The following is a 20,954-nucleotide window of genomic DNA, read 5'->3' as shown; positions in this document are numbered from 1 at the left end:
TGGGCGCGGTGTAGATCGTCCGCATCGCGGTGGCGACCTTTTTGCGGTCTTTGTAGGACACGAACCGCATCGCATTGCGGATCACGTGCACCACACACGTCTGCACGACCGTGTCGGGGTAGATCGAGCGGATCGCATCGGGCAGACCAGTCAGGCCGTCGCAGCAGGCGATGAGGATGTCACGCACGCCGCGGTTGCGTAGGTCGATGACGACCTTCTGCCAGAACTTTGCGCCCTCGCTGTCTTGGATCCAGCAGCCCAGGGCGTGTTTGCGACCGTCGAGATCCACGCCAATGGCCAGATAGGCCACCTTGGTGGTGATGACCCCGTTGTCGCCGATCCGCAGCCGCAGACCGTCGATATAGAGGATCGGATAGACCTCATCCAGGGGCCGAGACTGCCAGGCCTTGATCTCATCGACAACCACGTCGGTGATGTTGGAGATCAGCTCCCGCGACACCGACGCCCCGTACACCTCCGCAAGGTGGGCCTCGATATCGCGGGTCGTCATCCCGCGCGAATACAGCGACAGCACGACCGAATTGATGTTGTTGAGTCGACGGGTTTTCTTCGGCACGATCGCCGGCTCGAACGAACCGTTGCGATCGCGCGGTGTGTCGATGCGCACCGGACCGTTGACGGTGGTCACTGTTTTCGGTGTGGTGCCGTTGCGGGAATTACCCGATCCGCGCCCGGCCGGATCGCCGGCCTCGTAGCCCAGGTGATGGGACAGCTCCATATTCAGGGCGCGCTCGAGCACGGCCTTGGTCAGCTCGTTGAGCAAACCGTCCGCGCCGTCGATCGGGGTCCCCGATTTCACTGCATCGTCGATCAGCGAATCCAGTGTGTCGGCGCTGAACGCCTCCGCCAACCGTCGGGCCGCCGTCTTGTCCTCAGCCGACGCCTTCGTGGTCTTGGTCACAAAACACTCCTTCTGTCCGCCCCAACGGCGGTCCGATGATGGACCACCTCGGACTTACACAGATGGAATGACACGCCCGGTGAGCGAATCACCCAAGCCGCCGAAACCATCTACCAGGCCCTGATCGAGGCGGAGTTGACCGCGCTGATCGGCGCCGCCGCCCATGAGCGCTGCGAGTCCAGAACCAATCACCGCAACGGGTCACGGCCGCGCACCTTGACCACCGTGGCCGGCGACCTGGAGCTGCGTATCCCCAAGCTGCGGTCGGGTTCGTTTTTCCCTGCCCTGCTCGAGCGCCGCCGCCGAGTCGATCAGTGCCTGTTCGGGGTGGTGATGGAGGCCTACCTGCACGGCACTTCCACCCGCAAGGTCGATGATCTGGTCAAAGCCCTCGGGGCCGATTCGGGGATCTCCAAAAGCGAGGTCTCGCGGATCTGCGCGGACCTAGACACCGAAGTGGCCGCCTTCCGCGACCGCCCGCTCTCGGAGCAGGCATTCCCGTACGTGTTCCTCGATGCCACCTACTGCAAGGCCCGGGTCAACCACCGGGTCGTCTCCCAGGCGGTGGTCATCGCCACCGGCGTGGCCGCCGATGGCCGCCGCGAAGTACTCGGGTTCGAGGTCGGCGATTCCGAGGACGGCGCATTTTGGACGGCGTTTCTGCGTTCGCTGAAATCACGCGGCCTTGCGGGGGTGCAGCTGGTCATCTCCGATGCCCACGCCGGGCTGCGGGCCGCGATCGAGGCGGTGCTGATCGGGTCTGCCTGGCAGCGCTGCCGGGTGCATTTCGTGCGCAACGTGCCGGCCCAGGTGCCCAAGGGCTCCGCGGAGATGGTGGCCGCGGCGATTCGCACCATCTTCGCCCAGCCCGACGCCGATCATGTGCGCGAGCAGCTCGACACCATCGCCACCATGCTGGGCCGTCAGTTCCCCAAGGTCGAGACCATGCTGCGCAATGCCGCCGAGGACATCACCGCGTTCGCCGACTTCCCGGTGGCGCACTGGAAGAAGATCTGGTCGACCAATCCGCTGGAGCGGCTCAACCGGGAGATCAAACGCAGGACCGACGTCGTCGGGGTCTTCCCGAATCCGGCCGCGCTGCTGCGGCTGGCCGGCTCGGTGCTCGTCGAAGCCCACGACGAATGGCAGGTCGCCGACAAGCGGTACCTATCCGAAGCCACCCTGGCCCTGCTCAAAACCAACGGCCCCGGCAACAAACCCACCGAAAGCGTTGCCCCCACAGCGGCTCTCACGGCATAGTGAAAACCACAGAGCCTCACGCGAAAACGCTGGCCCTACTTACACCACCCCACGGGGCGCGACCAGCCGCGAGCGGGCCGGCATGCGCCAGCCCACGCAGATCGACATCGATAACCCGACGACCGGAACGGCCTGGTATTAGTCGAAGATGCGAATCGGTGTACAGCTGTCCTATGCGAGTGGCTTCAAAGAGGCTGCCGAACAGGTCGTCGATTTCGAGCGGGTCGGGATCGACGTGGTGGCAGTGGCCGAGGCCTACTCGTTCGACGCGGTCAGTCAGCTCGGCTACCTGGCGGCCAAGACCTCACGTGTGGAGCTCGTCTCCGGCGTCGTGCCGATCTATACCCGCACCCCCGCCCTGCTGGCCATGACGGCCGCCGGCCTGGACTTCGTCTCCGATGGCCGGTTTCGGCTCGGTATCGGCACCTCCGGACCACAGGTGGTGGAGGGGTTCCACGGGGTGCCCTTCGACGCCCCGCTGGGGCGCACCCGAGAGGTGGTGGAGATCTGCCGAGCGGTGTGGCGGCGCGAACGGGTGTGCTACGACGGCAAGCACTATCAGCTGCCGTTGCCGGCTGACCGCGGCACCGGGCTGGGCAAGCCCTTGCAGTTGATCAACCACCCGGTACGGGAGGCGATTCCGATCTCCATTGCGTCATTGGGCCCCAAGAACGTCGAGCTGACCGCTGAGATCGCCGACGGCTGGCAGCCGGTGTTCTTTTATCCGGAGCGTGCCGCCGAAGTGTGGGGCGACGCCTTGAAAGCCGGTGCGGCCAAGCGGAATCCGACACTCGGGCCGCTCGACATCATGGCCGGAGCGTCACTGGCCATCGGCGACGATGTCGAGGACCGGCTGGCGTGGGCAAAACCTCAGTTGGCCCTGTACATCGGCGGCATGGGGGCCAGAACCCGCAACTTCTACCACAACCTGGCCACCCGCTACGGCTTCGGCGAGGTGGCCGATCGCATCCAAGAGCTGTACCTGTCCGGACGCAAGACCGAGGCGATCAACGCCGTCCCCGACGAGTTGGTGCGGCACACCTCGTTGATCGGGCCCCGCGGGCTGGTCGCCGATCGGATCGCCGCCTACGCCGAAGCGGGTGTGACGACGTTGCTTGCCGGGCCACTGGCGAAGGACCCGGGTGAAGCGGTGCGCTTCGTGGCCGAATTGCGTGAGCTGGCGCCGGCCTGACGCGCCGGCCGACTCTAGTCCTCCGACATGACGAACGTCGCCGGGTCCGCCAGGACCCGGCGACGTTCGTCATCAGCCGGTTAGCTACCGGGGTTGCCGTCGCTGCCGTTATTACCCGCGGTGCCGTCCGCTCCAGGAGTACCGCCGCCCTGCCCCGGGTTGCCCTGCCCGGCAGCACCACCGGCGCCGCCGGAGCCGAGTGCACCGCCGCCGCCTGCGGAGCCGTCACTGCCGCCGGTGCTGGTGCCGCCGGTCCCGCCGTCGCCACCGTTGCCGCCGGCCCCACCGTCGGCGCCGTCGCCCCCGTCGAAGCCATTGCCGGTGCTGTCGATCCCGCCGTCGCCGCCGTCACCACCGGCACCGCCACTGCCGCCCGCTCCACCGGTGCCGCCGACGCCGCCGGTGCCGCCAGCCGAGGTGCCGCCGGCCCCGCCCTTACCGCCGTCGCCGCCGGCTCCACCTGCACTGCCGTCGCCACCCGCCGCGTTAGCGGGGCTGGTGCCGTCGACCCCGGCACCGCCGGTGCCGCCGGCTCCACCGACGCCCCCGGCTCCACCGGTGCCGTCCGAACCATCCGCACCGTCTGGGCCGCCGCCGGTGCTCGCACCGCCGGTGCCTCCGCTGCCGGCCGCGCCGCCGACGCCTCCGTCGCCACCGTCGCCGGCCGCCTGGCCGACACCGCTCGCGTTGGTTCCGCCATCACCTCCGGCCCCGCCGGCCCCGCCGACGCCGCCGGCGCCGCCGGTGCCCCCGACGCCTCCGACGTAGCCCGTGCCGCCGTTGCCGGCGTTGCCGCCGACGCCGCCCTTACCACCGCCGGTGCCGTCACCGCCGGTGCCGGTCGCAGAGCTCGAGCCGTCGGTGCCGGCCGCCCCGGCACCGCCGGCGCCGCCGTTGCCGCCCTTGCCGCCGTTGCCCTGGCTCCCGTCGGCGCCGGCCGAACCGTCGTTGCCGCTGCCGGTGGCCTCGCCAGCCTGCCCGGCCGTGCCCCCGGCACCGCCCGCGCCGCCATCGCCGCCGTTTCCACCGGCCTGCCCGAGACCAGTGGTCGGGTCGGTGCCGCCGGCTCCTCCGGTGCCGCCGATGCCACCGTTACCTCCGTTGCCACCGTTGCCGGCATTCCCGGCATTTCCGTTCTCGGCCGAGCCGCCGTTACCGCCGTTACCGCCGATTCCGCCGGTCGAGCCGTTGCCGCCGTCAGCACCGGCCACACCCCTGGCAACACCGGAGACGCCATTGGCGCCGAAGCTCTGATCGCCGCTGCCGCCGTTACCGCCGTTACCGCCGTTACCGCCGTCGGCGATACCGTGCCCGGCTCCGCCGTTGCCGCCGTTGCCGGCGTTGCCCGGGGCGGCGTCGGCCGTGCCGTTGCCGCCATTACCGCCCCTGCCGCCGTCGCCGGCGTGGGTGTTGGTGAGGGTGCCACTGGTGGCGCCGGCGCTGGCACCGCCATTGCCGCCGTCGCCGCCGTCACCGCCGGGTGTGCTACCGCCGCTGTTGGCGTTACCACCCGCACCGCCGTTGCCGCCGATGTAGGTGCCGTTGCCGCCGTTGCCGCCATTGCCGCCATTGCCGCCGGGCGCCGCACCGGCTCCGCGGGCGCCCTGACCGCCGGCACCACCGTTGCCGCCGATACTGATGCCGTCCTCGGCGCCGTTACCGCCGTCGCCGCCATTGCCGCCGGTGGGAGTATCGGAGCTGTCACCGGTGAGTGAGGCGCTCGGGCCGGCGCTGGCCCCGCCGGTACCACCGTTGCCGCCCTGGCTGTAGACGGTTCCGGGCGCCACCCCGGTGCTGCCGGTGGCATCGACCCAGCCGGTCGCGTCGCCACCGGCACCGCCGTCGCCGCCGTCACCGCCGCCGAGGGGCCCCGCGGAGCCGACGCCGCCGGTTCCGCCGTTGCCGCCCTTGAAGGTGCCGGTGCCACCATCGCCACCGTTACCGGCTTCGCCACCGCTTCCGCTCGTGGCGTTGCCAGCCCGGCCACCGGTGCCGCCGTTACCGCCGGTGGTCTGGATGGTGTCGTCGCCGGTGGCCCCGTTGCCGCCGTGCCCGCCGGCCCCACCGTTGCCGGCGGTTCCGGTGTCGCTTGCTCCGCCCTGACCGCCGGTGCCGCCGTTACCGGCAACTCCCGCGCTGGTCGCGCTACCCGCGGCGTCGCCGCCGGTACCGCCCGCGCCGCCGTTCCCGCCAGTCAGTACCCCGGCACCGCCAAGCGCGCCGTTGCCGCCCGCACCGCCGTTGATACCGGCCCCACCGTTTCCGCCGGCGCCGCCATCACCGCCATCGACCCCGGACCCGCCGGCACCGCCGGTACCACCCCTGCCGCCATTGCCAAGGAAGCCGCTGGCGTCCTGGTATGCGTCGCCACCGGTGCCGCCGGCGCCGCCGTTGCCGCCGTCGGCGTCCTGACCGGCGGCGCCGAGGGAGCCGTCGAACTTGATACCGCCCACGCCGCCGCTGCCGCCCGAGCCGGCGCTACCACCGTTGCCGCCATTCGGGTTGGCGGCAGTGCCGGTGGCGCCCGCGCCGCCGTTGCCGCCCACACCGGCCTGGCCGCCGGCGCCGCCGTTACCCCAGGCGTAACCACTGCGGCCACCGGTTCCGCCGTCGCCGCCGGAACCACCCGCACCGCCGTTGCCGGTGCCGCCGTTGGCGAAGGTGCCCGCGACGCCGTTGCCGCCGGCCCCGCCGGCTCCGCCCGCGCCACCATTGCCAAAGAACCAAGCGACCGACGCACCGCCGTCGCCGCCGTCACCGCCGCTGAGCCCGGGCGCCAGGGCGGCGCCACCGGCACCACCGGCGCCACCATGGCCCATCCACCAGGAGCCGGTGCCGCCTGCGCCGCCGTCCGCGCCGGCACCGCCGGCGCCGCCGGCGCCACCGTTGCCGAGGATGCCGAGGGCGTCGCCGCCATCGCCACCGTCGACGCCGGCCGCATCGCTGTTCCAGCCGGCGCCGCCGTCGCCGAACAGCAAGCCACCGTCCCCACCGTCGGGGTTCAGGGCGGTTCCGTCGACACCATTGCCGATCAGGTAAAGCCCGAACATCGAGTTGATCGAGTTGTTGACCATCTCGCCGAAGTCGCTGGTGATCCAGGCCTGGACGCCGGCGTGCAGTGGCTCGTAGAACCACTGGTCCATGATCGCCGTCCACGAGAACGGGTCGTCGGCTGCGCTGCCCGGATCGGCGGCGCCGAACAATGCGTCGAGGTCCCACGTTGCCGCGGCGTCACCGGGATCGGCGACCGACCATGAGGACGCCAGATCACCGAGCAGATCACCGAGGAAATCGACATCGGCGTGGGCGGCCGGTGCCGCAGCCAACGGGGCCATCCCGAAAGCCAGGAACGCACCCACCGAACTGGTGGCGCCTGCCACCCGCTTGCGGTAGCGCGATCCGGTGTTACCAGCCTGGCTGCTGTGACGACGACTCATTTGCGAACACCTCTCCTGTGAAGCGGCTCTGTCGAGCTGTGGTGAAAGTTGTCTGGGCGATTACCGGTAAAGCGGGCGCGCCGGCGTCAGCCTCCGGCTCCGATGAACAGGTCCAGCAGGTCTTGCAGCATGTCGGGTGAGGCGGCGTCCGACGCGCCGGCGGCTGCGCCACCGTCGTCGAAGAGGTCGTCGGGAATCTGCGGGAGCTGGAAACCAGTCAGCGGAGCTACCGCATCCTGGGGATTGCTCTTGCCGCTCCAGCCCGATCCGAGCACCGCTCCCATCGCCTGCATCCAGCCTTCCCAGGCTCCGATCGGGCCGACCGCGTGGGCGGGGACCACCGCGGGCAGCGACGCCCCCAGCACATTGGCGTCGAGGTCCAGGCCAATGCTGTTGAAGATCGAGCCGCCCGGAGCGGCCAACTCCACCCCGGTGCCCGGCACCAGGTTGGGCGCCGAGGCCACCACCCCGGGTGTGAACAACCCGCCCAGCGCCAGATCGATGTGGTAAATGTTGGTGCCTTCCGGCAGCAGGCCGGTCTGCTCGACGATCGGGATCAAGAAGTCCAGGTTGAGGGTGGCGCCGTTGAAGTAGGCGCCGACCATGTTGGCCATGATCTCGTTGAGGCCGTCGCCGTCGGAGATGCTGTTCATCAGCGCGACCCACGGACTCAACGACGGGCCCAGCGCGCCCATGATGAGACCGCTCAGCGGGGAGGCCAGGAAGTTCAGGATCGGCGTGACCGTCTCGGGGTCGAGGTCGGCGGGCAGCATCGCCGGCAGGAAGCCCATCAGCAGCTTGTGGCCCAGGGTGCTGATGGTCTCACCGGTCAGGTCGAGGTTCGCTTCGCCGCTGAGAGTGTGGTCGGTGACCATTTCGGTGACCGGGTCACCGGGGGTCAGGAAGCCGAGGGGACCCGCATTCCACAACGAGTACGCATCCGCGGCGGATTTGGCGTCCTCCTGCAGCTGGTTGGTCACATCGGGGATGGTCGACGGGTCGTTGATCGCCTGACTCCACAGATCGCCCTGGTTGGCGATCTGTTGCTGATAGCCGACGAACGGGGCCAAGGCGAAGTTGTTGATCAACAACTGGGCGTTGGCGGCCGCGGTGTTGTACTGGTCGATCCACGGCTGGAGGAAATCGTCAAACGCACCGGTGAGCGCCACATCCCGGATGGTGGAGATGCCGGGCATCGGTGCCACTGCGGGGGTGACCGAAATCAGCCCGGAACCCACCAGGGCGATCCCCGCGGTGACGTAGGGGCGAAGGGCTTGCTGCACAGCCGTCTCCTTTGTGTCGGTACTGCCCTCAGCAACCATCATGACCAGCAGTCACCGGTCCCGTGATATTGCTGATTTCTCACTGTTATGCCGTTGTGATGCAGGACCCTACCTGTGAGTACACTTAAATTCAAGCACCTTTTCCAAACTTGTCGTCTTATACGCCCTGATCACTGCTGCTCAAACCGAGTTGATACCTGGGAATGTGCTAGATACGCTGACTTTTCGCACGGTGAAATGAGCGGCGCCGCCAGGGCCGCCTTGCACCGACCAGCCCGTGACGCAGCACGCGCCAGCAACCGGATCGAAGGCTGCTGCGCGCCGATTCCAGGGCCTCATAGGGGGCCGAATGTGGCGCAGACCACCTCGCGGGCCAAGATGGGGCCATGGACTTCACGCCCACGGTCACGACACCCATCGCAGAAACCCTGGTTGAGCTGCTGCAACGCCAAGCCGAACGATTCGGCGACAAGGTGGCGTTCAGCTTCTCCTACAACGGCGACGACGAGGGCCGCAGTGAGCTGAGCTTCCGCGAACTGGACCTGCGCGCCCGCGCGATCGCGGCCAACCTGCAGCGCCATGATGTCGCCGGGGAGCGGGTCCTGGTACTGGTGCGACCCGGTCTGGACTTCATCGCCGGATTCTTCGGCTGCCTCTACGCCGGGGCGGTGGCCGTGCCGGTGCATCAGAAGCTTGCGCCGCGCCTGCAGGTGGTGGTTCCAGACGCCCAGGCCCGGTTCGCCCTCACCGCCGGTGAGACTCAGCAGGCCACCCGGTCCGCGGTCGCCGGGATCCCGGGCGAACCGGAACACTGGTTCTTCACCGATGCCGGCGCCGACCCGGGCGCCTGGGTGCCCCCGGCCATCGGCACCGACTCGCCGGCCGCCATCCAGTACACCTCCGGCTCGACCCGCTCACCCAAGGGTGTGCTGCTCAGCCACGGCAACGTCCTGCACAACGTCGACGCCATCCGGCAGGCGTGGAACGGCGACGAGAACGACAGGGGCGTGTTCTGGCTGCCGCCGCACCACGACCTGGGGTTGATCGGCGGGATCCTGTCCATGGTCTACATCGGGGCCAGCACCGCGCTGATGTCGCCGACCGCGTTCATCAAACGCCCGATGCGCTGGCTGGAACTGGTGTCGGCGCATCGCGGCGTGATCACCGCGGCACCCAACTTCGCCTACGACCGGTGCGTGGAGACCAGCACGCCCGAAGAGCGTGCCGCCCTTGATCTTTCCTGCATGACGGTGGCCATGAACGGCGCCGAAGCGGTGCGCGCCACCTCGCTGGCGGCGTTCGCCGATGCCTTCGCACCGGCAGGTTTCCAGATTTCGTCGTGTTACCCGGTGTACGGGCTGGCCGAGGCCACCCTGTGCGTGTCGGCCGGATCCGCCACCGGGATGCCGGGAGTGCGCTACCTCGACCGTGTCGCGTTGGAGCAGGACCGCATCGTCGACATCGCACCCGACGACCCTGCCGCCGCAACGTTCGTGGGTTGCGGTCAGCCGCGCCAAACCGACGTCGCCATCGTCGACCCGGTGACCCACCAGCCGTGCGGCCCCGACGAGGTCGGCGAGATCTGGGTCGCCGGCCCCAATGTCGCTCTCGGTTACTGGCAGCGTCCCGAGGAGACCGCCGCGACGTTCGGAGCACGGCTGGCCGCGCCGGGCGACCCGGCCCGCGGACCGTTCCTGCGCACCGGGGACTACGGGTTCCTCTGCGCCGGTGAACTTTTCACCACCGGACGCTGCAAGGATCTGATCGTCGTCGACGGGCACCGGTACTACCCCAACGACATCGAGTTCACCGTGCAGCAATGCGACCCGGTACTGGTGTCCGGCCGGGGCGCGGCGTTCGCCACCGACGCGCCCCCGGGAGGCATCGAGCAACTGGTCGTGGTGCACGAGGTGGACAGCGGCCAGATCGGTGAAACCGACTTCGACGCCGTCATCGACAAGATCCGCACCGCCGTCGCCACCCACCACGGCATCGCGGCCGACGCCGTGGTCCTGGTGCACCACGTGTCGATGCCCACCACCTCCAGCGGCAAGATCCAGCGCGGCCAGACCCGCCAGCTGTTCATCGACGGCGCACTCGCGGTAGTCGCGCAGTGGCGCACCCCGACCGAGGAGCTGTCGCTGGAGCAACTGGAGGCCGCGGCCAAGATCGTTTCGGCGCTGCAGACCTGGGGCTCGCGCCAGGGGTGAGGTGCGGGGGTCGGCCCTACTGCGAGGTCAGCGGGTTGAACCAGCGCAATCCCGGGAATCGCTGAAAGTCCGAATCGGCCGAGGCGAGCTCGACACCGTGCTCGATCGCCAAGGCGGCCAGTTGCGCATCGGGCACCAGGTTGCCCGCCACATCGGCCTGGGCACAGATTCCGGCGTAGACCCGGGCGGTGGCCTCGGTGGCGGGCGGGATCCACACCACGGGAACGGCCAGCCAGTCCGCGACGTAGCTCCAGGCCTCGGACGGTGGCAGTGGATTCTCGGTGACCCTCGGGTGGGTGATGATCCGCAGGAATGCGCCGATCGTCTGCCACGGCAGGCCAATCCGGTTGTCACCGTTGAGTGTTTCCTCCAGCCACGCCGCAGCCACCGGGTTGTGCTTGCTGTCTGCGTCGACGGCGTACAGCAGCAGATTCGCGTCTAGGAGCACCGCAGCTCACCGGTCGTCGTCAAGGAGATCCAGTACGTCGGCCACGTTGGAGACGTCGACCTTCAGGCCGATGTGCGCCGTGCGATGCCGGTACCGGGTTCCGGGCGCACTGGTCTGCGCGGCCATGCCGCGACGGGCGAGCAGATTCAGCGCCTCGCTGACACCCATGCCTTGCCCGCGGAGCCGTGTCACCTCGGCTGCCACATCGCTGTCGATCACCACGGTGGTCCGCACGACCCGATCATACGCACAGGCGCATCAAGATGCGACCAGTGAAGCATGCTGATGCGGTGTGGCCGGTCACTGTCCGACCTGGGGCAATTCCTCGGCGGCGACCTCGCACGGCGTCTTCGGTGTGCCGTCGGCAAAGGGCCCGGGAGCCTGACCGGAGTCGTCGGCTTCGGTGGTTTCGGCCGCGGGCTCGGCTTGAGCGCCGGCCTGAATTTCCGGGTCCGACGGCGCGGATTCCGATTCGGTCGGTGCAACAGCATCCTCGGCGGCGGCCTCCTCGACAGCGGCCTCGTCGCCGGGCTCGTCCGGCGGCTCACCTTCGGAGTCAGCGGGCTCGGGGTCATCGTGGTCATCAGGGTCGCGGTCGTCGGTTGCTGCGGGGTCCTCGAACGGATCGCCGAACCCGTCGGCGGATCCGGGGTCACCGAACGCGTCGGCCAGCCGGGGAATCAATCCGCCCAACCCGCCGAGCCCGCCGAGACCACCGCCACCGCCGGTGGGCAGCCCGCCGGTCGGCAACCCCAGATCACCGGGTAGGCCGAGACCGGCCGGCAGTCCTGGATCGGCAGGCAGGTCATCGGGTGCCGCGGCGGGTTCCGGGACGGCGGCGTCCTGCCTCGCGCCCGGGGCCGCCGGGACACCCGCCGGTGCGACATCCGCCGCCGGCACGATCTCCGCTGCGACGGGGGCCGCGGTCGCCGCGGCGACCGGCGCAGCACCGGTCGGGTGATCGGGTGACACGACCGGACCGAGATCACCGGGTACCGCGAAAACCGTCCCCGGCGCCGGGTCGGCCGACCCCGCCGCCGCCCGGTAGGCGCCCGCCACCCCGTCGCGCGCCGACTGCACGGCCGTCGCCCACTCACCCCGAACGTCGTTGTCCACGTAGGGGATCACCTGTTTGTCGATGACTTCGGCGGCGTGCTCATCGCCAGAGCCGGCGTTCACCGCGTGTGCTGCCGCCAGCCAGGTCGGCCGGTGCGCGCCCGCTCGGTCGTCGACGGCGGTCACCGCCGCCACCTTGGTGTCGACCAGCCGCCACAGCTCGTCACGCAATACCTCGCATCCGGTGGCGGCCGCGCGCAACCGCGCCGTCAGCTGCGCCCCGGACTCACAGTGCCGGCGTACAAACTCGACGGCCGCGTCGGCACCGGGGCCCCGCCAGGCCGCCGCCAGGGCATCGAGTTGCCCGCGCTGCCGGCGCAGGGCGTCCTCGGCAGCGCCGGCCAACGCCGCCAGTGCGGCGCAGTCGGCGTCCAGGCGCCACAGATCCAGGCCGGCCTCGCTGTCGTAGCGGTCGGCGAGCTGCCCGTCGTAGCCGGTGAGATCGGGATGGCCATAACCGCGCCGATGACACGCCGACACGTAGGCCTGCGTGTGGGCCACCGCTTCTCGGCCCTCGGCCAGCCGCGCGGCCACGTCGTATCGCGGCGCCACCTCAACCGATCCGATCGGCCGCAAACGATTCGGCGGCCCCGTAACGCGCCAGCCCGGCTCGCAATGCCGCGGCGATCTCGGCGCCCGCGCGCGACCAGCGCGTCATCTCCGGCACCCAGGCGTCTAGCGCACGCCGCAGCGCCTCCCCCGCGCCGACATGATCACGTCCGGCGGCGCTACCGTCGAATACCAGCCCGCCCAACCGGATTCGGACGGCAACGTCGATCGCTGCCGCCGTGTCGTCCAAGCAGTCCGCCACGCAGCGCAGCGCGGCGGCATCGAGATACAGCTGTTGTCGTCCCATAAGGGATATGACGGCGCCGAAGCTCGCCCGGTTCCCTCAGCGCGGGATTCAGTGTCCGGCGCGGACCGTTTCGGCGACGCTGACCGCGATCTGGTGCGCGGTCTCCTCATCGGCGGCTTCCACCATCACCCGGACGAGCTGCTCGGTTCCGGAGGGCCGCAACAGGATTCGGCCGGTGACGCCGAGCTCCTGCTCGGCGCGCTGCACCGCGGTGCGCACCGCCAGGCGGCTCACCGCATCGGCTTTGTCGGCGACCTCGACGTTGATCAGCACCTGCGGCAGCGTGCGCATCGCCGAGGCCAATCCGGCCAGCGGGGTGCCGGTCTGGGCCATCCGCGCCATCAGGCGCAGGCCGGTGATGATGCCGTCGCCGGTGGTGGCCAGCTGCGGAAGCACGATGTGGCCGGACTGCTCACCGCCGAGGGTGAAGCCGCCGGCCCGTAGTTGCTCGAGCACGTAGCGGTCGCCGACGTCGGTGGTCTGCACGTCGATGCCCGCCTCGCGCATCGCCAGATGCAACCCGAGGTTGCTCATGACGGTGGCCACCAGGGTGTCGCCGGCCAGTTCGCCGGCATCCCGCATGGCCAGCGCCAGCACCACCATGATGGCGTCACCGTCGACCACATTGCCGGCCGCGTCGACGGCCAGGCACCGGTCGGCGTCGCCGTCATGGGCCAGGCCCAGGTCGGCGCCGTGGGCGAGCACCGCGGCACGCAGCGGTTCCAGGTGCGTCGAACCGCAGTCCTCGTTGATGTTGAGCCCGTCGGGATCGGCGTTGATGGCGATCACGGTGGCACCGGCGGCCCGGTAGGCCCGCGGTCCCGCCTGGAACGCCGCGCCGTGGGCGCAGTCCACCACGACGGTCAGTCCGTCGAGCCGGGCCCGGTTGGATTCGCCGAGGTGGCGCAGGTAGCAGTCCAAGGCGTCCTTGGCGTCCACCACCCGGCCCAGCCCGGCGCCGACCGGTCGCAACCCCGGCCCGGCGGCGACCAGATCCTCGATCTGGTCCTCGGTGGCGTCGTCGAGTTTGTGGCCGCCCGGGCCGAAGAACTTGATGCCGTTGTCGGGCATCGGATTGTGCGACGCCGAGATCATCACCCCGAAGTCGGCTTCATAAGCGCCGGTCAGATAGGCCACCGCCGGCGTGGGCAGCACGCCGGCCCGCAGCGCGTCGACCCCCTGGCTGGTCAGCCCGGCGATGACCGCGGCCTCCAGCATCTCGCCACTGGCCCGCGGGTCACGACCGACGACGGCCACCCGGCGCTCGGTGCCGGTGGACAGCCGCTGTGCGGCCGCACTGCCCAGGGCAACGGCGAGTTCTGCGGTCAGTTCGCGGTTGGCGACCCCGCGAACACCGTCGGTGCCGAAAAGACGACCCATAACTATCCTTTATCGCCGCGAGTGTGCGTGTTCCCGGTTCGACACGCCGGTGTGGGACCGGAAACCCGCACTCTCGAAAGCAAGCCGGGGGCACCTTCCCCGTGCGGAAGGTACCCCCAACTCGCTGCCAAAATGCAACCGCAGATCAGCGCTTGCTGTACTGAGGTGCCTTGCGGGCCTTCTTCAGGCCGTACTTCTTGCGCTCGGTGGCCCGCGGGTCGCGGGTCAAGAAGCCTGCCTTCTTCAGCACCGGCCGGTCCTCGGGCTGCACCAGGATCAGCGCGCGGGCCAGCGCCAGCCGCAACGCGCCGGCCTGCCCGGAGGGGCCGCCGCCGTCGAGGTGGGCGTAGACGTCGAAGCTGTCCAACCGGTCCACGGTGACCAGCGGAGCCTTGATCAGCTGCTGGTGCACCTTGTTGGGGAAGTAGGCCTCCAGGGTGCGCCCGTCCAGGTTGAACTTGCCGGTGCCCGGCACCAGCCGGACACGCACCACGGCCTCCTTGCGGCGGCCGACGGTCTGGATGGGGCGGCCCAGGTCGTGCGGCTCGTAGGCCGGTGCGGCGTCCGCCTGCACCGCCACGGTCTCGTCGGCCTCAACAGCCTCGGTGACCTCAGGGGTCTCAGGGGTTTCTTCGATGGCGGTCTCGGTCATTGCGTCACCTGCTTGATTTCGTACGGGACCGGCTGCTGGGCGGTGTGCGGATGCTCGGGACCGGCGTAGACGCGCAGCTTGCGCTTGATCTGACGGCCGAGCTTGGTCTTGGGCAACATGCCGATGATCGCCTTCTCCACGACCCGGTCGGGATTGCGTTCCATCAACTCGCCGAGGCTGCGCTTACGCAGCCCGCCCGGGTAGCCCGAATGGCGGTAAGCCATCTTCTTCTGCAGCTTGTCGCCGCTGATGGCGACCTTGTCGGCGTTGATGACGATGACGAAGTCACCGCCGTCGACATTCGGCGTGAACGTCGGCTTGTGCTTGCCGCGCAGCAGCGTTGCTGCCGCGACGGCGAGCCGGCCGAGCACCACGTCGGTGGCGTCGATGACATACCACGACCGCGTGGTGTCACCCGCCTTCGGCGTATAGGTGGGCACAGCGCTTACCTCTCGTTATTCGGGTTGCTACCCGGTTCTGCGGATCCCGGTACGAGCCGGGTGCCGGTCCGGCGTGGACGGCGGGGGTGATTCTCGGCGACCGACAGTGACCCGAGAACCCGCTGCGCCAACTAGGCACCGCACGCCAACGGAGCAGCTTACCGGTGGCGATCCGAGCAGGTCAAAACGGGCGACAGCTCGATGGCGCCCGCACGGCCGGTGGACATGGCGGTGTGGCCCCGACGGCTATCCACCGATCGGGGCCACACCGTGTCCGGGGGTGGTCTCTCCTTACCTCCCCCAAGCCCCTGCCGCGCGGCGATCGGCGTCGGCGACGTCGGCGGCACCGTCGCGCACCGCGCGGCCCAAGTCGAACAGAATCTGGTTGAGCGCGCTGACGGCTTGCTGCCATCGCAGCTGCTCGGCGTGGTAGGCGCCGGCCGCTTCCCGGGTCCACACCTGCTGCAGGGGCGCGATCTGCGACCGGAGTTGTTCCAGCGCGCCGTTGAGCCGACTGGCCGTGGAGTGGATCTCCTGGCGGACGGCATATTCGATCTCATCGAAGTTGTAGGACAGTGTCGCGTCCACTGCTGCTCCTCAGATTCCGTCGCCGGCGGCAACGATGTGATGCGAGTGGCTCTCGGCCACCTCCCGCAGTGCGCGCTCGTTCTGGCGGATGGTCTCGGCGATGCGCGCCAGGGCCTGGTGCAGCCTCAGCGATTCGGTGTTCCAGCGGTCCAGCACGTCCTGGAATCGGGCCGCGGCCATGCCCGACCACACCGACGGCGGCACGGCCCGCATCCGCGCGACGAAGGATTGCAGCATCCCGCGGATGTCTTCATTACGGGCGTCGGTTGCCGCCGCGACGGCACGCATCAGGTCGAAGTCGGCACTGAGTGTGTGGGATGGGCTCACGTCTCCCCCGTATCGGTTGTTGGCTGATATGTAGTTCGACGGCGATGGGCTCATTTCGGTTCCCGCCGATTAGCTCGGAGGCCTCACGTCCAGCGCATGTGCGGAGCGCACCGCCTGCTCGCACGCCGGGCGCAGGGCGTCGTCCCCGCCGGGCCCGCTCTGACACCCGATGCCGATCCGCACCGAGCGGTCGACCCAGACCGCCCAGTCGACGTGATGGTCATCGCGAACCTCCCGATAGGTCACCGCGGGCCGTCCCGCGCTACTGCCGGCGGGGTCGAAACCGACGAACACCCCGGGCGTTTCGGTGTCGGCAAGTTGCAGGCCCCGCTGCAGCGGTTCGGCGACCGCCGCCAGGGTGTCACCGGTGGCCGGCGCCTGGGTGACGTGCAGCACCAGCCGCGGGTCGCTCGGCGACATCACCTCCACCCGGGCCGAGCCGGGGCCGGCGGCGACGCGGCGCACCGGCCAGCCCGCCGGAACCTGCACCGTCACCCGGCCCTCCACCAGATACGCCGCGGGCATACCCGGGCCGGGCGACCGGTCGTGGTGGGCGTGCACGCCCCAGGCGACGACGCACAACGCCGCCGCCACGGCCGCCGGCAGCCGTCGTCGCCCGACGCGACGGGCCGGGGCCGGGCACGGCCGCGGCCTGGGCGCGGGCTCGGCGATGCCGTCGTTAGGCAACTCGTGGACCACTATCACCTGCATCGAGCTTCGTAACCGGTCGGCGATCATCGTCGCCAATGCCGCGGCGCCGCCGATTCCCGCCGGCGCGTCGATCACCACCGCGGTATCCGGGTCGCGACAAGCCGCCAGCACTCGGCGAGCCACCGCCGCGGCCACCTCGTCGGGAGCGCCGATCCGCGGCTCGGCGGTGATCTCGGCGGCGGTGACCGCGACCAGCGCGGCGGCGATCTCGACGACCGCCGCGGCCGCGAAGGTGTCGAACAGCAGCCGGGAGCGCGCCACGGTCACGATGTCCTCGGTCAGACCGCGCGCTGCGGTGGTGAGCAGTTCGACCCTCCGGACCGGCCACCATGACGGGTGCACGATCACCATCGATTCGACGGTCGCCGGACAGGTCAGCACGCTGCGCAGCAGCTCGGGCACCTCGACCGGACGGCCGTCGACCAGTGCGAACCGCTCGTCGATCCACTCCATCGCTGCCGTAGCGTCGGCAGATTCGGCAGTGCCGCAACACAGTCGGCGCACAGTCGCAGGGCCGGCCTCGATGATGGCGCGGTGCGTCACGGCTCCCACGCCACCTGGATCAACCGCTCCCCACCGCCGCGGGTGATCAGGGTGCCGCGCCCTGGCGGCAACCGGCGCGGCCTTACCGAACCGATCAGCGGGGTGTCAGTCGCGTCGCCGCTCATCATCAGCCCCATGGCACCCAAGTCGTGCAGTGCGGCCAGCAGCGGCTCGTACATCGAGCGCGCCGCCCCGCCGCTGCGGCGCGCAATCACCAGGTGCAAACCGAGATCGCTTGCGTGCGGCAGATATTCCAACAGCGGAGTCAGCGGGTTGCCGCCGGCGGTGGCGACCAGGTCGTAGTCGTCGACCACTACATACAGGTCCGGCCCCGACCACCAGGACCGGTCACGCAGTTGCTGAGCGTCGACGTCCGGTCCGGGCATCCGCCGGGCCAATCGGTCGAACAGCGCCGCTACCAGGGTCGCGCATGCGGCGGCCGACATCGCATAGCCGGCCTGGTACTCGTTCTCGACGACCCCGAACAGACCGCGTCGATAATCGACCACCAGCAGCTGCGCCTGCTGCGGGCCACGGGTCCGCAGCAGTTCCCGGCACAGCGTGCGCAACACGGCGGTCTTGCCGCACTCGTTGTCGCCGAGGATCAGCAGGTGCGGCTCCCGGCCGAAATCGACTGTTACAGCGCCCCGCTCGTCGATACCCAGCACCGGGTGGTCATTGTCGACGGCCACCGCCGCCCGGTCCACCACCGTCGGCAGCAGCGGTATGGGCGCTACCGTGTAGTCGTCGCGCCGCAACGGCTCCCAGGCCTGCGGGCGCGCCACCAGCATGTGCAGGCCCTCGGGCGTCAGGCCCCGTCCGGGCCGGTCGCCGGGCACCCGCTGCGCCTGCCGCCGGTCCAGCTCGGATTCGGCCGGATCGCCCAGCCGCAGTTCGATCCGGGTGCCGATCAGATCGCGCAACGCGGGCCGGATCTCGGCCCACCGCGACGCCGACAACACCAGGTGGACGCCGTGAGACAAGCCGCGCGCGGCCACGGCGGTGATCGTTGCCTCGACATCGAATTCGCGGCACAGCGCGGCCCACCCGTCGATCACCAGAAACACGTCGCCGGCCGGTCCACCGCCGGCCGCCTCGCACCGCGCCTCCCGCCGTTCCAAGATCGCCGCCAGCTCGGCGACGGTGCGCCGCACCAGTTCCGGCTGGCCACGGCCGGCTACCGTTCCCACCTGTGGCAGCGAACCCAGCGCGGCGAGGCCGCCGCCACCGAAGTCCAGACAGTACAACGCCACCCGCCTGGCGTCGTGGGCGGCGCTCAGCGCGGCGATCAGCGTGGACAGCGTCGTCGACTTACCCGACTGCGGCGCGCCGACGACGGCGACGTGCCCGGCGGCCCCGTCCAGCCGGATCACCAGCGGGGTGCGCCGCTGCTCGAAAGGGCGGTCAACGATCCCGATCGGCACGCTCAGAGCGGGATAGCCGTCGTCGAGCAGTTCCCCCAATGCCGGCGAGTCGCCCAGCGGCGGCAGCCACACCTGCCGGGCTGCCGGGCCGTGGCCGGACAATCGCTGCAGGACCGCCTGCAGCACGGTACGCCCGCCAGCTCGCGGCTCCGGCCCGGCCGGGCCGATCGGTGCGGCGGTGAACAACCGGACTTCGCTCGGCACCGGCAGCGGGGCGGGGCATGCTCCCGAGACGTAGGCCGTCTGGAATCGCCGCAACTCGCCGTCGGCGGTGCGCAGGAATCCCGATCCGGGCGTGTTGGGCAGCTCGTAGGCGTCCGCGGTGCCCAGCACCAGCCGGGATTCGGCGGCCGACACCGTCTTGAGGCACACCCGGTAGGACAGGTGCGACTCCAGGCCGCGCAGCCTGCCCTCCTCGAGCCGCTGACTGGCCAGCAGTAGGTGAATCCCCAGGGACCGCCCCAACCGGGCGATCCCGACGAACATGTCGATGAAATCCGGTTGCTGATCGAGCAGTTCGGAGAATTCGTCGACGATGACGAGCAGTGCGGGCAGCGCGGGCAGCGCCGCTGCGGCAGCCCGCCGGGCCTGCCGGTAGTCGCTGACCCCGGCCACCCCGGCGGCGCGCAGCAGTTCCTGGCGCCGCTGCATCTCGCCGGTCAGCGCCTCGCGCATCCGTTCCACCAGCGGTGCTTCATCGGCCAGGTTGGTGATCACCGCAGCGACGTGGCCGGTTTCCTCGAATCCGAGAAAGGTTGCGCCGCCCTTGAAGTCGATCAACACCAGGTTCAGGTCCGCCGGCGAATGCCGAACCGTCATGCCGAGCACCAGCGTGCGCAGGAACTCCGATTTCCCCGAACCGGTGGCGCCGATGCACAGCCCGTGCGGGCCGCTGCCCTTCTCGGCGGCCTCCTTGATGTCCAACCGCACCGGATCGCCCTGCGGGTCGGTGCCGATCGGGACGCACAGCCGCTGCGCCGGTGCGCCCGGCCACGCCGCGGACGGGTCGAACCCGTCGACGGCGCCGATGCCCACCAGCTGCGCCCAACTCCTCGGGCCGCCCGGTTGCACCGCCCGGTGGCCGGCCAGTCGCTGGGCGCACGCCAGCGCGTCCGCGGCATCGAGGAAATCCGGCCGGGCGCCGTCGCAATCGCCCAGCGCGGTCGTGCTCACCCGCAGCCGCCGGGCCCGGCCGGCGTCCCAGGCCGCTGCCTCGGTCAGCACCAGTCCGGTGACCGGGTCGTCGATGACCACCACCGCCGGGCGGCCGGTCAACGCGGCTTGGGCGGCGGGTAGATCGGGGTAGGTCAGCCGTAGCGGTCCGGTGGTGTCGACGGCCGACGGATGCTGATGGTGGGGCAGCCATTTCAGCCAGTCCCAGTGGCCGGGCGGGTCGGCGGCGACTGCTGCGATCAGCAGCGCTTCGGGGCCGTGCCGGATCGCGAGCTGGCAGATCATCGCCCGTAGCAGGCCGCGCGCCCGGTCGCGGTCGCCGTGCAACTGCAACGGCGCCGACCCCAGCACCGGCATCGTGATGGGCAGCTCGGGCACCGTCGCGTGGGTGTGCAGGAAGCGGCGCAGCGCGGTCGCGGTGACGGGGTCGGCGCGGCCGGCCGGCTCGTCGGGCGGCGGTATCAGCCGGGTCGCCAGAACCACCGGGCCGAGGCCCACCCGGACCCGGCCGCCGTCGTCGTCACCGGGCCGGCGCTGCCACATCCGGTCGCTGCCGGCCAACGTCCACAAGGCTTCGGGGTCCGGGTGCTCCCACACCAGAAACGAACGTTGAGCTGCGGCGGTCGCGGTCGCCGACTCCCGCAGCGCGGCAAGATAACCCAGGTAGTCCTCCCGGTTCCCGTCGAGATCGTCGCGGTTTCGGCCGGCCAGTACCGCCGCCGCCGCGGAGGCCAGCATCAACAGCGGCAGCAGCGCGAACACCGGGCTGCGCGCGACCGGGGAGCCCGAGCGGTAGAGCACCGCGGTCATGGCGAGCATCCCCACCGACATGACAAGCGGCAGCAGCCGGGTCAGCGCCACCGGGGAGTTCTGGCGCTGCACGGGGGGCGGTGCCGCGACGGTGATTTCACCGGATGGCGGCGCCGGCGGCGGGCTCGCGACGCGTCCCAGCTCGGTCATCGGCCACACCGTAAACAGCCGCGGAATCACTC

At 70.3% G+C, this 20,954-nt stretch carries 17 protein-coding genes; 3 read left to right on the top strand and 14 right to left on the bottom strand.

Annotated features, from left to right (window positions below):
• Window positions 1–871: IS256 family transposase (locus BST10_RS11715; RefSeq protein WP_242665667.1), on the bottom strand; the 871-nt coding region annotated here is incomplete at its 3' end.
• 138 nt (window positions 872–1,009) lie between these two features.
• Between BST10_RS11715 and BST10_RS11710 the strand changes: the two genes are divergently transcribed.
• Together BST10_RS11710 and BST10_RS11705 are read left to right on the top strand one after the other, a co-directional pair.
• On the top strand, window positions 1,010–2,182 hold the full coding sequence (locus BST10_RS11710; protein WP_371869225.1) for an IS256 family transposase: 1,173 nt from the start codon (window positions 1,010–1,012) through the stop codon (window positions 2,180–2,182).
• Window positions 2,183–2,330: 148 nt separating this feature from the next.
• Window positions 2,331–3,374 carry an LLM class F420-dependent oxidoreductase gene (locus tag BST10_RS11705; protein ID WP_083037874.1) on the top strand — a complete coding sequence of 348 codons (1,044 nt, stop codon included), beginning with the start codon at window positions 2,331–2,333 and terminating at the stop codon, window positions 3,372–3,374.
• 80 nt (window positions 3,375–3,454) lie between these two features.
• Here BST10_RS11705 and BST10_RS23285 read toward each other — a convergent pair whose 3' ends face one another.
• A complete protein-coding gene (locus tag BST10_RS23285) occupies window positions 3,455–6,811 on the bottom strand; it encodes a PGRS repeat-containing protein (RefSeq protein WP_083037873.1) in 3,357 nt (1,118 codons plus the stop codon).
• Window positions 6,812–6,897: 86 nt separating this feature from the next.
• Window positions 6,898–8,094, bottom strand: a complete 1,197-nt coding sequence (gene gjpA / locus BST10_RS11695) for an outer membrane porin GjpA (protein WP_232062391.1) — start codon at window positions 8,092–8,094, stop codon at window positions 6,898–6,900.
• A gap of 386 nt (window positions 8,095–8,480) precedes the next feature.
• Between gjpA and BST10_RS11690 the strand changes: the two genes are divergently transcribed.
• Entirely contained in the window at window positions 8,481–10,304 is a 1,824-nt protein-coding gene (locus BST10_RS11690; RefSeq protein ID WP_083037872.1) for a fatty acyl-AMP ligase, read from the top strand.
• A gap of 16 nt (window positions 10,305–10,320) precedes the next feature.
• Here the strand turns inward: BST10_RS11690 and BST10_RS11685 are convergent, their stop codons facing one another.
• From BST10_RS11685 to eccCb, 11 genes are all read right to left on the bottom strand, one after another.
• Window positions 10,321–10,752, bottom strand: coding sequence for a type II toxin-antitoxin system VapC family toxin (locus BST10_RS11685; RefSeq protein WP_013830192.1), 432 nt, complete (start codon window positions 10,750–10,752; stop codon window positions 10,321–10,323).
• A 6-nt stretch (window positions 10,753–10,758) separates the two neighbouring features.
• Window positions 10,759–10,986, bottom strand: coding sequence for a hypothetical protein (locus BST10_RS11680; RefSeq protein ID WP_013830193.1), 228 nt, complete (start codon window positions 10,984–10,986; stop codon window positions 10,759–10,761).
• Window positions 10,987–11,052: 66 nt separating this feature from the next.
• Complete coding sequence (locus BST10_RS11675) at window positions 11,053–12,420, bottom strand: hypothetical protein (RefSeq protein WP_083037871.1); 1,368 nt, start codon at window positions 12,418–12,420, stop codon at window positions 11,053–11,055.
• 1 nt (window position 12,421) lies between these two features.
• Window positions 12,422–12,724 (bottom strand): type VII secretion target, encoded by a 303-nt coding sequence (locus BST10_RS11670; RefSeq protein WP_083037870.1) that lies wholly within the window; start codon window positions 12,722–12,724, stop codon window positions 12,422–12,424.
• Window positions 12,725–12,772: 48 nt separating this feature from the next.
• Window positions 12,773–14,104, bottom strand: a complete 1,332-nt coding sequence (glmM, locus tag BST10_RS11665) for a phosphoglucosamine mutase (RefSeq protein WP_083037869.1) — start codon at window positions 14,102–14,104, stop codon at window positions 12,773–12,775.
• Window positions 14,105–14,249: 145 nt separating this feature from the next.
• The gene (gene rpsI / locus BST10_RS11660; protein ID WP_013830197.1) at window positions 14,250–14,756 is read right to left on the bottom strand and encodes a 30S ribosomal protein S9; all 507 of its coding nucleotides are present in this window, start codon (window positions 14,754–14,756) and stop codon (window positions 14,250–14,252) included.
• Entirely contained in the window at window positions 14,753–15,196 is a 444-nt protein-coding gene (gene rplM / locus BST10_RS11655; RefSeq protein ID WP_083037868.1) for a 50S ribosomal protein L13, read from the bottom strand. The genes rpsI and rplM overlap by 4 nt, the downstream gene beginning before the upstream one ends.
• A 291-nt stretch (window positions 15,197–15,487) precedes the next feature.
• Window positions 15,488–15,784 carry a WXG100 family type VII secretion target gene (locus BST10_RS11650; protein WP_083037867.1) on the bottom strand — a complete coding sequence of 99 codons (297 nt, stop codon included), beginning with the start codon at window positions 15,782–15,784 and terminating at the stop codon, window positions 15,488–15,490.
• A 9-nt stretch (window positions 15,785–15,793) separates the two neighbouring features.
• On the bottom strand, window positions 15,794–16,111 hold the full coding sequence (locus BST10_RS11645; RefSeq protein WP_109559478.1) for a WXG100 family type VII secretion target: 318 nt from the start codon (window positions 16,109–16,111) through the stop codon (window positions 15,794–15,796).
• Between the two features lie 69 nt (window positions 16,112–16,180).
• Window positions 16,181–17,365, bottom strand: a complete 1,185-nt coding sequence (locus BST10_RS11640) for a type VII secretion-associated protein (RefSeq protein ID WP_083037885.1) — start codon at window positions 17,363–17,365, stop codon at window positions 16,181–16,183.
• Window positions 17,362–20,922, bottom strand: a complete 3,561-nt coding sequence (gene eccCb / locus BST10_RS11635) for a type VII secretion protein EccCb (protein ID WP_083037884.1) — start codon at window positions 20,920–20,922, stop codon at window positions 17,362–17,364. Before eccCb ends, BST10_RS11640 begins: the two co-directional genes overlap by 4 nt.
• Window positions 20,923–20,954: the final 32 nt, after the last annotated feature.

This window comes from Mycolicibacter algericus DSM 45454, from assembly GCF_002086455.1.
Classification (GTDB): Bacteria; Actinomycetota; Actinomycetes; order Mycobacteriales; family Mycobacteriaceae; genus Mycobacterium; species Mycobacterium algericum.
This window is presented reverse-complemented; position numbering and strand designations above follow the sequence as displayed.